9 protein-coding genes are annotated in these 14866 nt (G+C 48.4%); all 9 read right to left on the bottom strand.

Features of this window, described 5'->3' with window-relative positions:
• Nucleotides 1-7703: Ig-like domain-containing protein (locus Q4Q54_RS16470; protein ID WP_311989001.1), on the bottom strand; the 7703-nt coding region annotated here is incomplete at its 3' end.
• Nucleotides 7700-8560: a sulfotransferase gene (locus tag Q4Q54_RS16465; RefSeq protein WP_263185006.1), complete on the bottom strand. Its 861-nt coding sequence runs from the start codon at nt 8558-8560 to the stop codon at nt 7700-7702. The genes Q4Q54_RS16470 and Q4Q54_RS16465, both read right to left, overlap by 4 nt.
• 70 nt (nt 8561-8630) lie before the next feature.
• Nucleotides 8631-9170, bottom strand: a complete 540-nt coding sequence (locus tag Q4Q54_RS16460) for a phage tail protein (protein WP_263185007.1) — start codon at nt 9168-9170, stop codon at nt 8631-8633.
• A gap of 11 nt (nt 9171-9181) precedes the next feature.
• Nucleotides 9182-9712 carry a tail fiber protein gene (locus Q4Q54_RS16455; RefSeq protein ID WP_311890582.1) on the bottom strand — a complete coding sequence of 177 codons (531 nt, stop codon included), beginning with the start codon at nt 9710-9712 and terminating at the stop codon, nt 9182-9184.
• A gap of 12 nt (nt 9713-9724) precedes the next feature.
• On the bottom strand, nt 9725-10246 hold the full coding sequence (locus Q4Q54_RS16450) for a tail fiber protein (protein WP_311899482.1): 522 nt from the start codon (nt 10244-10246) through the stop codon (nt 9725-9727).
• 84 nt (nt 10247-10330) lie between these two features.
• Entirely contained in the window at nt 10331-10822 is a 492-nt protein-coding gene (locus Q4Q54_RS16445) for a GNAT family N-acetyltransferase (protein ID WP_159074993.1), read from the bottom strand.
• A gap of 279 nt (nt 10823-11101) precedes the next feature.
• Entirely contained in the window at nt 11102-12238 is a 1137-nt protein-coding gene (locus tag Q4Q54_RS16440) for a sulfotransferase family protein (RefSeq protein WP_311989000.1), read from the bottom strand.
• A complete protein-coding gene (locus Q4Q54_RS16435; RefSeq protein WP_311988999.1) occupies nt 12238-14283 on the bottom strand; it encodes a phytanoyl-CoA dioxygenase family protein in 2046 nt (681 codons plus the stop codon). Before Q4Q54_RS16435 ends, Q4Q54_RS16440 begins: the two co-directional genes overlap by 1 nt.
• Nucleotides 14261-14860, bottom strand: coding sequence for an aspartyl/asparaginyl beta-hydroxylase domain-containing protein (locus Q4Q54_RS16430; RefSeq protein ID WP_311988998.1), 600 nt, complete (start codon nt 14858-14860; stop codon nt 14261-14263). The genes Q4Q54_RS16435 and Q4Q54_RS16430 overlap by 23 nt, the downstream gene beginning before the upstream one ends.
• Nucleotides 14861-14866: the final 6 nt, after the last annotated feature.

Genomic DNA, 14866 nt, shown 5'->3' with positions numbered 1-14866 from the left:
TTGACGTTGGTCACGGTAATGCTGAAGCTTTGCTCTGCCGTTAAGCCGTCCGTGTCGGTGACTTTCAGTGTCACCGCATGACTGCCCACATCGGCATTGCCTGGCGTGCCACTTAACACGCCCGTAGCCGCATTGAAGCTCAACCAACTCGGTTTAGTCACCGCGCTCAATGTCAGTACATCGCCCACATCGGTATCACTCGCCGCGAAGCTGTAGCTGTACGCCGCATCTTGAGTGGCGGCAATGATAGCTGTTGAACTAATCGTCGGCGCATCGTTGACGTTGGTGACCGTGAGATTGAAAGCGGGCAGGCTCGCACTGAGCACTCCATCACTCACACTGATCACTATTGCCGTCGTCACACCGACATCCGCATTCGTTGGCGTACCGCTTAATTCCCCTGTTGCCGTATTAAAGCTCGCCCATGCAGGTCGATTCGTAATGTCAAAGAGCAGGCTATTACCATCCGCATCTGCACCTGTTGGCACAAAGCTATAAGGTGCACCTTGAGCCACATTCGTCGCGGGTATTCCCAAAATAGTCGGAGCACTATTCACCACAACCTCGAAGGTTTGAGTACTAGTATTACCCGCACCATCTTCGAGCGTAAGGGTGATGGTACTGGTACCCGAGCCAAGCGCAGTCACAGTCACACTTCTGTCGGCATTGCTTCCTGCTAATACAACATCCGCCAGTGGGACCACTGTGGTATCTGAACTCGCTGGCGTCACAAGAATATCCGTCACAGCGGTTACATCATCGGCAATAGTAAACGCGAGCGTAGATGAACTCTCGCCAGGTTGAATGTTTTGATTATCAATTACTGAGGAAGTGGGCGCACTCGTATCAATAGTCACAGATAGAGCGCTCGATGCGACACTGCTATTTCCTGCGATATCAGTAGCAACCGCTGTGATGCTATGGGTGCCCGCACTCACGTTGGTCGCACTAACGCTCCAATCACCACTGCCATCCGCATTGACAGTGCCAAGCTCACCATCAAGTTGGCTGCTAAGGACGACACTGGCACCAGCCTCTGCGGTCCCCGTCAACACGAGTGTTGTATTCTTGGTGATATTATCCGCGAAACTCGTCCCCGAATCGCTTGCTGCATCCAGATCTGGCGTAGATGGAGCAGCTGGCGCCGTTGAGTCTTGAGTAATAGTAGGGACATTCTGGGGTGCGGAAACATTGCTCGCTGCATCGCTGGCAATCACAACGAAATTATTGTCGCTGTCCGTCGATAATGAGGCACTCAGAGTCCAAGTGCCCGCGACCACTATAGTGTCATCCAACACAGTCGCGTTATCGGCAACACCGTCATTATCCACATCGGCATAGAGGCTGATTGTCACCCCATCGTCAGGGTGCGTTCCGCTGATCAATGTCGTTGCCAGATTGGTACTTATAGTGCCAGCAGGCGCAGTAACAATAGGATCGACGGGAGCCGTCGTATCGACAATCACATCGACACTGCTCCACTGGCTGTAGCTTAAGTCGGCATCATTGCTACCCGCATCCCGCATAGTGTCGCCATTAAGTGCTATGCCATTGGTATCGACAATTAAACCACTCGCCCCCGTGTTATCACCCGCTTGGACTGTATATCTATAGGTCAGCACACCGCCGGTAGCAGACACGAATACCGCTTGACGAGCCACACCATCGATATCGAGCGACAGTGTAGAGAGTGTGCCAGAAACAGTAACATCCTCGGTCAAGGTGACAGTGATATCGATAGTGCTGCCGACACCATAATGCCCATCGCTAACGGCGACGACATCCACTGTAGGCACTGTGGCATCTTTCGATATGGTATCGGTCACGGCGGGGCTAGAAACATTACCCGCCGCATCTGTCAGGGTCAGGCTCACTGTCAAAGTGCCATCCCCTAAGCCACTCACATCTATATTGATGAGCTGTTGTGACGCACTCACGACGGCAATAGTGCCAGTGACAGGCGTGCCTGAACTGCCGGTAATAGTGTAATTTGCGCTGGTTCCCACCTCCGCACTCGCTAAGGTCAGGCTAATCGCATTTTGATTTGCCTGAGTCACCGACGTCTGGTCAAAACTGACGCTCGAAATAGTTGGTGCATCCGTATCGACCGAGTGTGCGGTGCCGGCACTATAGGCACCGAGTGCATTACCCGCATCATCGACAATATCACTCGCTGTGTGGCCGACCTTCAGACTACCCGTACCCGATATGCCATTAACAGTGACGGCAATACCGGTTCCAGAGCTAGCGGAAACGCTCGAAATAGTACCAGATACGGTGCCTGTGCTCACCAGGGCAAAATCATCCGTCGTCAGGCTATTCACCGATTCGCTAAAGGCGAGGTTGAATATCACACTGGCATCCGCCGCGGCACCTCCTGCAGGGGCCGAGCTGGTTATCGAGGGAATTTGTGTATCGAGCGTAAGCGCAAGTGCCGTCGACACCGCGCCAGTATTGCCCGCAACATCGGTCGCAGTGGCCGTAATATTATGCGCTGAATTACTGGTTAATAGCGGCGTGGTAAACGACCAATTTCCAGAACCATCTGCCGTTGTTGTACCCAATACACCATCGATGCTGCTCGTGAGCGTCACAGTACTATTCGCCTCGGCGCTGCCTGTGACTGTCGGGGTGGTATCGCTGGTTAAATTATCTGTACTGATGATCCCGGAATCGGAAGCCGTGGCAAGATCCAGCCCCGAAGGTGCTAAAGGCGCATCGCGATCGACAGTATGACTTGCACCACCGGTATAAGCGGCGGTATAGCCGTTGGTTCCATTACCGTTACCGGAAGCATCTTGGATATTGGAATTCGCCTTGACATCGAGTCTCAGGCTACCCGTGCCGCTCACAGTATTCACAGTCACATCAACACTGTTTCCAGATGCCGCAGAAACGCTGGCAATACTGCCACTGGCCGAGCCTGTTGCCGTGAGCACAAAATCATCGGTAGATAGATTGCTCGCTATCTCATCAAAACTCACAGTGAACACTAGACTAGCCGCATTCGCTGCGGGCGATCCCGTCACGACAATCCCAGTCACCACCGGTGGTGTAACATCGGCAACGGTAAAGTTCCAATCGGTTTTATTGCTAATCCCAGCGTAAAGGTTACCCACCAAGTCGGTAATAGCCCCATTAGCGATTTGAATGTAATAACTGGTGTTTTCAACTAGATTCGCGGTTGGGTTAATAGTCAACATGCCACCAGCTGTACTTAACTGTCCCGCATGTGCAGTCACATCAATGGTCGCTACGGCCAGATCATCGGCGTCGTAGATCACTATATTGCCGGTACCGAGTTGAATATCTTCATTCATAGTCAGCACAAAATTGGCACTAACTGCCACCCCAATATCGCCATCTAGTGGGTTAACACTCTGTACTGTTGGCGTGGCTGTATCTATCGCATAGTTATTGGAATCCGTTGTGCCTGTGCCTGCATTACCAGCCGCATCGGCCACCCCAGTGTTATCCAATGTAATGATGTTGGTTGCATCCGTCACACTGGCGGTTGGCGTCAAAGTCGCCGTCCAGGTAATGCCCCCGTCACCGCTGCTGACCACAGTTAAAGTGCCGTTGGCAATAGTCAGATCCGCATTGGTAAAACCAGTCACTGCCTCATTAAAAGTGAAGGTCACCAGGGACGTTTCACCAACCGCTAATGCAGTGTCCGCGACGACTATTGTGGCCGTTGGGCGTGTTGTATCTATGGCATAGTTGTTGGAATCCGCTGTGCCTGTGCCTGCATTACCAGCCGCATCGGCCACCCCAGTGTTATCCAATGTAATGATGTTGGTTGCATCCGTCACACTGGCGGTTGGCGTCAAAGTCGCCGTCCAGGTAATGCCACCGTCACCGCTGCTGACCGCAGTTAAAGTGCCGTTGGCAATAGTCAGATCCGCATTGGTAAAACCAGTCACAGCTTCACTAAAAGTGAAGGTCACCAGGGACGTTTCACCAACCGCTAATGCAGTGTCCGCGACGACTATTGTGGCCGTTGGGCGTGTTGTATCTATGGCATAGTTGTTGGAATCCGTTGTGCCTGTGCCCGCATTACCAACCGCATCGGCCACTCCAGTGTTATCCAATGTAATGATGTTGGTTGCATCCGTCACACTGGCGGTTGGCGTCAAAGTCGCCGTCCAGGTAATGCCACCATCCGATGAACTCACCGCACTTAATGTTCCATTCGCGATGGTAAGGTCCGCATTGGTAAAGCCAGTCACTGCCTCACTGAAAGTAATGGTGACCAATGACGTTTCACCAGCACCCAAAGCTGTATCAGCAACAACCAGTGACGCGGTTGGCCTTGTACTGTCAATTGCATAATTGTTGGAATCAGTTGTGCCTGTTCCCGCGTTACCTGCTGCATCTGTGATGCCAGTATTATCCAATGTGATGACATTAGTAGCATCGGTAATACTGGCCGTCGGTGTTAAAGTTGCAGTCCAAGTAATACCACCATCACCAGAACTCACCGCGCTCAGTGTTCCATTGGCAATCGTTAAATCTGCGTTAGTAAATCCTGTCACCGCTTCACTGAAAGTAATAGTGACCAACGAGGTTTCACCAATCGCCAGTGCAGTACCGGCAACCACTATTGAGGCTGTGGGGCGAGCAGTATCAATTGCATAGTTATTGGAATCAGTCGTTCCGCTTCCTGTATTACCAGCAGCGTTTTGTACACCGGTATTAGCTAGAGTGATGACATTGCTGGTATCCGTAATACTGGCTGTGGGTGTGAAGGTGGCCGTCCAAGTAATGCCGCCATCACCAGAACTCACCGCACTTAAGCTTCCATTAGCAATGGTTAAATCAGCATTGCTAAATCCAGTCACCGCTTCGCTGAAGGTGATTGTGACTAACGAAGTTTCACCTGCTGCAAGAGCTGTATCAGCAACGACAATTGATGCCGTAGGGCGCACAGTGGATATGGCGTAATTGTTGGAATCAGTAGTACCCGTTCCTGCGTTGCCTGCAGTATCGGTCACACCAGTGTTATCAAGTGTGACCAGGTTAGTGGCATCCGCAATACTGGCTGTCGGCGTCAATGTCGCCGTCCAAGTGATGCCTCCATCGCCAGAACTCACCGCACTCAAAGTACCATTCGCAATCGTTAAATCGGCGTTAGTAAAACCTGTCACCGCTTCACTGAAGGTGATTGTCACCAGAGAGGTTTCACCGGCTAACAAACTTGTATCCGCCACAACCAGCGAAGCCGTTGGACGCAGGCTGTCAATTGCATAATTATTGGAATCAGTAGTTCCGCTTCCTGCGTTACCTGCTGCATCTGTTACACCGGTATTATCCAAAGTGATCAGGTTGGTGGCATCGGTAATACTGGCGGTAGGAGTCAATGTTGCCGTCCAGGTAATGCCGCCATCACCAGAGCTCACCGCACTCAAAGTACCATTGGCAATGGTTAAGTCGGCGTTGGTAAAACCAGTCACCGCTTCACTGAATGTGACGGTGACCAATGAAGTTTCATCTACAGCCAGTGCGGTATCAGCAACCACTATTGAAGCAATGGGACGAACCGTATCGATTGCATAATTGTTGGAATTAGTAGTACCTGTTCCTGTATTGCCTGATGCATCGCTTACACCCGTGTTAGCAAGCGTGATGACATTGGTGGCATCAGTAGTACTGACCGTAGGTGTAAAGGTGGCTGTCCAGGTGACACCACCATCACCGGAACTCACCGTACTGAGTGTGCCGTTGGCGATGGTTAAATCTGCGTTAGTAAATCCTGTCACCGCTTCACTGAACGTAATGGTGACCAGCGGGGTTTCACCAATCGACAGCGCTGTATCAGCCACCACAATTGATGCTGTGGGGCGGGCGGTATCTACGGCGTAATTGTTGGAGTCTGTTGTACCCGTTCCAGCATTGCCTGCCGCATCGGTCATGCCAGTGTTGTCCAGTGTGATCAGGTTACTGGCATCAGTAGTACTGGCTGTGGGAGTCAATGTAGCCGTCCAGGTAATGCCTCCATCACCAGAACTCACTGCACTCAAAGTACCATTCGCAATCGTTAAATCCGCATTGGCAAATCCCGTCACCGCTTCACTGAAAGTGATGGTAACCAGCGAGGTTTCCCCAACCATCAAGGCGTTATCGGCAACTACAATTGTTGCTGTTGGTCGCGATGTATCAATAGTGAAATTACCGGAATTGGTGGTGCCGCTTCCTGGTGTTGATGTAGCAACGCTGCTGACGCCAGTCATGTTAACCGTAAATACGTTTGTTGCATCGGTAATACTAGCTGTTGGTGTGAAAGTTGCCGTCCAGGTAGTGCCACCATCACCAGAGCTTACAGCGCTCAGTGAACCATTTGGAATAGTGATATCAGCATTGGTAAAACCGGTAACCGCCGTTGAAAATGTAAAAGTGACTGTGGAGGTTTCGCCTGCTCTCAGTGCTGAATCCGATAAGTTAACGCTGCTGAGTGTTGGGGTAACAGCAGGCGGTGTATTAACAGCGCCTTGGATGGTAAAACTTCTGAACTCAAACTTGGCGACGTCAGCCGCTTGGATACAGTTTGTACTGCAATCAAAATAAAGCTTAAAACCTGTCAGCTTAACCCCGGAAAATGCGGTTAGTTGCCCCGATTCGAAAGTAAAGGATTCATCGAAAGTACTAGTGCCATTTATTGTAGAAGAGTTGACCGTGCCCCCCCCCCGAACAATGCCCACAATCCGCACATTGGTGAAGTTATGGTTATACCCTGGGGCTTCTCCACTACTTAAGCCTGTGAGCTCAAACGCAGTAGTATTGGTTCCGTCTGCCTTTAAATAGAAATAGTGATTACTATTAATATTGGGAGTACCGGTCGAGATATAAGCAATGCCTCCATAAATTCCAACATTCTGTATACTATTATTTCCATCCGTTGCCGTTAATCTGAAATCGGTAGTACTAAGTTCTGTAGTGAGATTTCCTGACCAACCAGAAAATGTTTTTGTACCATTCGAAGGCGCTAATACACCCGAAAAATCCCTTAACGCCTTCTCAGAAAACGCCAACGTAGATTCAATATTTCCGCGGGTAACTTCTAAATCCCAGTCGCCCTGTAATTCGGCATTACCGGTTAAATTATTGGAAGCGGCAATATCCAAACCCGTGTTATTGCTAATGATATCCAGCAGCGCTTCACCGGTTTCGTTTGCGGCCAGATCGCAACCGTAAAATAATAAATCGCCACCTTCACGCACCGCGCCTTTTAGCGCGGCAAATGCGTGCACTTCATGCTGGATTGTCTCCGGGGTAATACGTGAATTACCGAGCAAAATAGCACCCGCTTGTGCGTGGGAGACCACATGAATAGCGGCGAGATTTTTGTGTTCATCAAGTACATTAATTAATTGCGGTAATCCAGCGATAGAAGAATCTAACTCTACCAATTGAACACTAGGTTTAAGGGCGCGGCGCAGCACAGCCTTATCGGCATCAGTCACTGCACCATCAACAATCACCAGCTCACGCACAGGATGTGCACTCTGGATATCCAGTTGATCGCCAGATAAATCAATTAGATCCTGTGGTAAAGAGGTGTCTGAACGCAATAATAGATCGGTCGATGCACTTATCGATGCATTCAAATAGGATCGCTGATAACTCGGCGCTGCAATAGCACCAGCACCATAGAGTCCGAATGGTAATAACAGCGAGGAAAGCCCACTAAGCAGTGCGTGTCTCATGATAAGTGATTCCCTTCATTTTTTGCGTTAGGTGCTACAGGTTTTTTACTTGCAATAATATTGGCTGCAGTGCCAGTACTATCCAGCCAGAAGTCCATTTCTTGATACTTCATAAATAAGTCAGGCGGTAAAATACTGCGCCTACTTTTGTATTCCACTTTCCGCTTAACGCTATGCAAACCTTTGACCCCAAGATTGTGGTCAAACTCATTTTCAGCATATTCGACATGATTAAAATCGTGTTCGAATTGCGGTTCGCCAATAAAACGATAGATTAACTCCAGCGTGCGTGCCGGATGCTGGGTAAGCAGATCATAATCCACTAATAGCAAGCGATCAGAAAACTCGCCGTAATAGGCTTCCTTTAGTGCCGTCCATGCACTTCCAACCGCGCCACCAGCATTGATTAATGACTCGCAGCGGCTATACACAGTCTGGCGCGAGGCCGAATTGAACATACGGCTGTAATCAAAAGGGTTTTTACGGTAAATCACTTCAAAACTATCCATAATCCAAGCCGGATTACGCACACAACAAATCACTTTAAAATCATCAACCAACTCTACCAATTGGTGCAAACGAGCAGTCCAGTGACGATTAGTGTCGAAAATCACCGGATGGTTTTTATCTTGGTAATAAGCATCAATTAATGCCCGACAAATGACCTTACGCTTATGTTCATCGAAAAATGAATAGGACTCACTACCCGCCCCCATTTGTTCGAGGGCGCCATTAACAAGCCCTGCTACAGGGCTACTCATAGCCGCATGAAAGCGTGGATTTTGCCGGAGTATACCTGCGAGCAACGTCGAGCCTGCACGCGGTAAACCTGAAATAAAATGTAATTTGTTTGGCATCAATGTGACTTACTAATTAAAAATATTTATAAAAAACTTCCCGACAAACATGCCGGGGATCATTCATCAATTAATTGCGTGCCGGAAATACACCATAAAGGGCAATGCAATAATTCAATGCCAGAAATGGCTGACGGTTTTCATGGGGTAGACCACCACCACTTATACCTAAAGTCTGTGTTGCCATAGCGGTATTTAATGTACCCGGCGCGGTCTGCATATAGTTGACGATACCACTGCCACCACGAATATCCTTGGCCAGATAGGTATTCGCTGCCGGAGAAGGCAAAGTCCCCTGATTATTCAAACCGGTCAGCGTGTGGTTGTGCGCTGGCATTTCAGTGGCAAGCAGCGTCACCCCATTTTCGCCAAACTGTTCGCCCCAATCCCAGGTTCTCAGCCCGGGCCCCTGACCTACGCCCGCAACGACCTGCCCCTGCAAATTAGGCAATTGGAACGTGGTTGTACCATTACCACCATAAGTAATTCCGATAATTGAAAACAACGCGGTATTACTTGCGATTGACAATGTTTGGCCATTACACAGCGCCCAATTGTGGGGAGCGAAGCTGAATGGCAACAAACGGATTTCACCAATAAATGGATCCATAATTTCGCTCCTTAATTACGCGATGGGAAAATGCCTTCAATACACATGATGTAATTTATCGCTGTGGTAGGCATGATGTTATTGTGTGGTTGTGTTCCCCCGGTGGCTTGCACACTGAGTGCATTCATAACTTGGGGATCGGCACCGCTAGTTGGCAAAGGAGCATAAATATTATCGGTATTGCTGTGGGCAAACACATTACCCGTGGGACTGGGTGATGTGGAGGGACTTGCTGTACTCGCCGAAAAACTGTGGCTGTGTGAAGGTATTTGCGGTGTTAACAAGGTCACGGATTCAACACCAAATTGCTGGCCGATAACACGGGGAGTAAGACCCGCGCCGTTGCCCTGCCCAACCGGAAGCCGGCCGCGCAAATCTGGCAGCTGGAAAGTGGTGACTCCATCGCCGCCGTATGTCGTTCCAATCAGAGCGAAAAGCGTCGTCTGCTCACTAATACTTAATAGCTGACCCGCGCACAACATCCAACCCCTCGGTGCAAAGCTACCCGCAAACAGACGGATATCACCAATATAAGCATCCATAGTGATTCTCCTCTAGTTACGTGAAGGGTAAATGCCTTGAGTGGCAATGCAATAATTCATCACCAGCGAAGGCTGGCAATTCTGATGGGGTTGGTTACCGCCGGTATTGGATACCGTTGCAGGATCCAACGCTTGCAAACTTGCAGCGGGTTCATACAAATTGACAGCGCCTGCGTTGTTCTTGGCAGCGGCAATATTATTGCCTGCAAAAAGCACGGTATCGCCCGCCGTAGAACTGGCCATCACAAGGTGATTGTGGACTGGCAGGTTGTTGGGTACTAGGGTTACATTTTCTGCACCAGCCTTGCTACCCTGTGGCAAACCCATAGCAGCATTAGGGTGAGCCGGTGCGCGACCACGTAAATCCGGCAATGCAAAGGTATTGACACCGTCTCCACCGTAGGTCGTACCCAATAATGAAAAAAGCGCTTGATTGGAATTGATTGGCAATAATTGCCCGGCACACAAAACCCAATATTTAGGTGCCCATTCGTAGGGGAGAAGCTTAATTTCTCCAAGAAAATTATCAGACATCCATGACTCCTTAATAAAAGCAAACCTGTCCAAACATCATCAGGTTGATTACACACGCTTTCCTCTTCCCTCAAACAACACTACCTATGGTGATGGCCACGATAGCCACTCTTGAGTTGGTGATATTTCAAAAGGTGAGAAACCCAAGCGAAGATATAACTGTTTCGCACGCATATTTTGTCGATCAACGCTTAGACTCACACTCGCCTCTTTTGCTTGGGCATAGGCTTTTACCGAGTCCAAAATGACTGAACCATAACCATAGTCACGAAATTGCGGTGCGATGACAAAGTCGACGATATGGACACCGTTAGCAGAGGGATTAAGTATGATTTTGCCAATAGAAATTGATTGATATTCAATGATTAGAGTCACCGCTTGAGGGTATTGGGCAGCGTAACTCGCTTGCTGTAAGCGGTATTGTTGTTGCACTAACAGCTCTCGTTGCTGTGGGGGAAGCGGTAATAGAGACAATTCCGTCCTTGCAGAACAAAATAGTGCAAATACAAAAGCATCGTCATTTTTATACGCATAACGCAATGAATAGGCTTTAGGTAATACTATGTCTTCTACCATCAAATACATTCCCTGTAATAAGTAACTCTAAACAGCGCTTTATAGTTCTTTAATTCGTCGTGGCAGCTCGGGATTAACGGGCAAAACTCAACAAATCGAATGACACAGGTTTAAAGAGTGGCTCAGGGGAATGCGTTCGCAGAATAAAACGGCTAACGGCTTGGAGGTACATGATTGCATTTTCCATCCCTAGAATAAAAACGTTAACTTTCCGATATTTTTTAAATATACACCGTTGGCTAAAGCTAGTTTACGTTACTCTAAAATACAAGACGCATGTTAATTTTTGGTTTCAAAAAGGTGAAGATTAGACCAGTTGCAATAGCTGTGGATCTGTTCTTTTTGCTTAGCCGTAAAAAAACTTTGCTTAGATTGTGAATCAGTCATAAAGGGTTGCGTGGCTGTTTTAGAGTGTATTAACTGGCATTGTTCGACTTGACTGCACTCTTCTTGAGAGAGATCCAACGAAAACCAGTTTGCGATTTTATTCGCTATCGCGGGTAACAGCTCCTGATAATCCACGACCATCACTTGGCTACACTGACTCATCTCTAAGCCATAATCCAATAACAAGCGCAATACCTTGCATTGATACTCCAGTATCGACTCCTCCTCTGGTACTGATAATTCACGGAATAAAGGTCGAGATGGTTGTCGCACCATATGATATCCAGCAGACTTTTGCTGTGATGCTAAGATCTCGACGGGGTCTCTAAGTAGCAATAACACAGGAACTTGAGGATAAAGTGATAGGATCAAGGGCCAAAACTGCAAATCCCACGCATTCCATTTAATCAACAAATGCTGTTCAGGATGAAACAACTGACCTTGAGTGTTAATGCAAAATGTTAAAGCCGCACGTCTTTGTGTGTCTGATAGGCTCCCGTCCAGTAACACTTGAGTCAGCAAAGGCGATTCAGATAACACCCTGCATTTAGATAACCCAGCAAAACTGCGCGACACTAAGGTAGAGCCACAGCGGGAGAGGTGAAAGATAAATCCGGCAGGCTGCACTTGTTCTACTAGTCCCGAAAGATTTGGCGCAGGTAAGAGAGCGGTTTTAGGTTTGATCAAGGCTGACAATAACTGACCCCGCACGGCAGAAATATGCTCAGAGTAGAAAAGATGAATCGGTTTTTCTGCGGCGGACATCCACTCTAATACTCTGCGTTTAGGGTCATAGTCTGCTGGCGCCCAAAACTGGCAGAAGAGTGAATAATCCGGCTCTATCCTTTGTCGATTACCAGTATGCAAGATGGCCAGTAACGTATCATCGCCACAGTCTGGTAAGTGCCAAAAAAGCCGCAAATATTGGCAAAAGTTGGTGAGAGTCATAACCTTGCCAAGCTCCCTCAGGGCGGCTGGATTATGAACTAACAACCAATAGCGTTGCTGTTGTTCTTTAAAATCAACCATTAGGAAGCCATAGGGTAAAAGTTAATGTATTGCACCATACGCGGTAACGTCCCACGATTAGGACTGGCGCCGTGGGGCAAGGCATGGTGCCAAATGATTAAATCGCCCGCTTTAGCCGCTATAGGTTTTACTTGCCAGCGATGCCAATCCTGTTGCTGAAGCTCAATATCAGACTTGTTCTGTTCGAGAAGCCACTCCTCTATCTTGAGATGAAATCCGGGGACACAACAGAATGCGCCTTGTTCTGCACTGGTATCGGTTAAGTAAATTAACCCTTGAGTGCCAAACTCAACGGGCAGCTGCAGCGGCATATCCCAGTGCATATCAGGACCGGGGAAATGCCAAGTTGGCGTTTCAGGTGGATTAAAGCTGACTCTATCGGTTGTCATGACTAAATCGGTTCGCTGCCACAATTGTTCAAACACTTGACGGATTTTGGGGACTTGTCGATTCGCATCTAGTTGCGGATGGCGAAACAGTTGCAGCATTATTTTCTGCATAAACTCATGAGCTTGATACCAAGTGGTGGGATCTTGTTCATTGGCTCCTAACTGCTGCCAAATAAAATCTCGAGTTACGGCGCATTGCTCTGCCGTGAGTACTTGCGGGATCACTAAGTAGCCTTCACTTTGCCAAAAATTGAGTTGTGACTCGCTGAGGACTGCAGCCGGATTTGAGTCTTCAACCTCCGCTGAATTGAAGTCTTCGACTTCTGGTACTGTGACCGATGGCGTTAATCCATGGAAAATAGCGCCTAATTGCTGATTAATCCCAGCAATATCCGCGGCTGTCAGCTTGGCGATTTGCTGAATGTAAGCAACAAAAGCTGACTGATGATCGTTTTGATATAAAGCTCTTAGACCCGGCTCGAGCCCTATTCCACAAAGATCCAGCAAGGTTTTATCTAAGTGCCATTCATTAGCCGGTTCAGTGAATGGCACTCCCCGTTTGCGTAGCTGTATCTTTTGCCAAAGCCGCTGCAAATGATAAATGCCTAAGCAGCTCAGATCGTCACTCGACACAAGCACAGGTTTTTGCTCTATAACATCAAACACAAAATCGGGATGAGTACCCTGCTCATATCGAAAAGCAAGGCATGAGAGCGGCTTAAGCCAATGTTCACGTCGATATCGAGGTAACGTGAGTTGAGATTGGTTTTCGCTCAGCGTGGAATTACCATAGACTTGAATGGAAGTCGTGAACTTAAGCGTTACCGCACTCGGGCTGAAATCGGGGAGCAGTAAAGTACCAGCCAAGAAGCTACGGTCTCCACTGGCAAGTAAGCGCGCTGTTTGTAGGTTGAGCGCGAATAACGGTCCTAAATAATGCGTCTCCACAAAATCCTGCACAGTACGACACTCAAGCCAAGCGTCTAACTCAATATTTTGCGGGATGAGCACACCATCATCTGCAAGATACGCCTGTAAATGGGTAAAAATTTGCACTTGCGGCTCCTGTTGCAACAAGTGCTTCATGGTTTCGGAAAGAATCACATCAAACTTTACGACTGTATTTGGCTGCCAAAGCGTGGCATCCGCACAGACACGCTCCACCACACGATCAGCCAAATCAAAGCGTTCAATAAGCTTGGTGACTTTATCTAACGAGGCTTGATGAATGTCGAGCAAGGTGACTTGAATCTGACTTGCAGAAAACAGCGGCAGTAATGGTAATAACAACCAGGCAAAAGGTCCTGTTCCCGCATACAAAATCTGTATTGGCCGTTGCGGATTTAGCGCCAACTTATCCTGTATGGCCTGATAAATACCCTGAATAAACACCCGTCCACGCTCAGGATCTTCAGCACACTGGGCCGCAGTGGTAAGTGATACCGCCTTACCAAATCGCGTCATACTCGCCTCAGTATCCAAAAAATACTCGGGGTGTAATTCAATCTCGGTCATGGCACATAATTGCGCCAGCATAGGGTCGATAAGTCGTTTAGCCTCCCCTGCCGAAGAGGCCTGTAATAGCGCGTTGGCGAAGTGAATTAACGCTTTAATATCTGCACTTTGTCCTGATTCAAGCTCTGATCTTTGCGGCATAGACTAACTCCCTTAACCAAGTATTCACTTCGCAATCAATCACTAAATTGATCCGCGCATCCTGCCCTTTATTTTCAACCCAATGGACTTGGTCGGCATTGATATACCAAAGAGCGCCAGCCTGCATAGGTACACGTTTATCGTCCACGTAAAAATTGAGTTGTTCATTCGTTTGCAGTGGCAAATGCAGTCTTGCCTCACCTTGCTCTAGACAGAGCCCTTGATCTCTATGTGGTTTGATTTCAGCCCCCGCATGTAAGCGCATCAAACGCACAGATTTCACTGGGCAGGCTAGGGATTGCAGAAAACGGCATAATGTAGGGCTCGATTCGAGACGAGGCAGATCATTCCAGTGATCCTGTGTAGAGATTGAGAAGGCTTGCAAGATAGGATGTGCTGTTTGATACTCAGCGGCGCAGCGCAAAGCGAGCACATCCCAACCGCCCTGATCCCCTTGACGATAATCACGCTGATTTACGTGGGGTAGCCAGTCTTGCAGCAGCAAAGCATTAAGCTCTTGCTGTAAACTTAGGGAGTTTGGAACTTGAGCTAATAGGGCAAAAGAACAGATATCCATATCCAA

Origin of the sequence: Shewanella sp. SP2S2-4, assembly GCF_031932025.1 — a bacterium.
In the GTDB taxonomy this organism is placed as follows: Bacteria; Pseudomonadota; Gammaproteobacteria; order Enterobacterales; family Shewanellaceae; genus Shewanella; species Shewanella baltica.
Note: the sequence above shows the minus strand (reverse complement) of the source record. Positions and strands in the feature narration are given on the sequence as shown.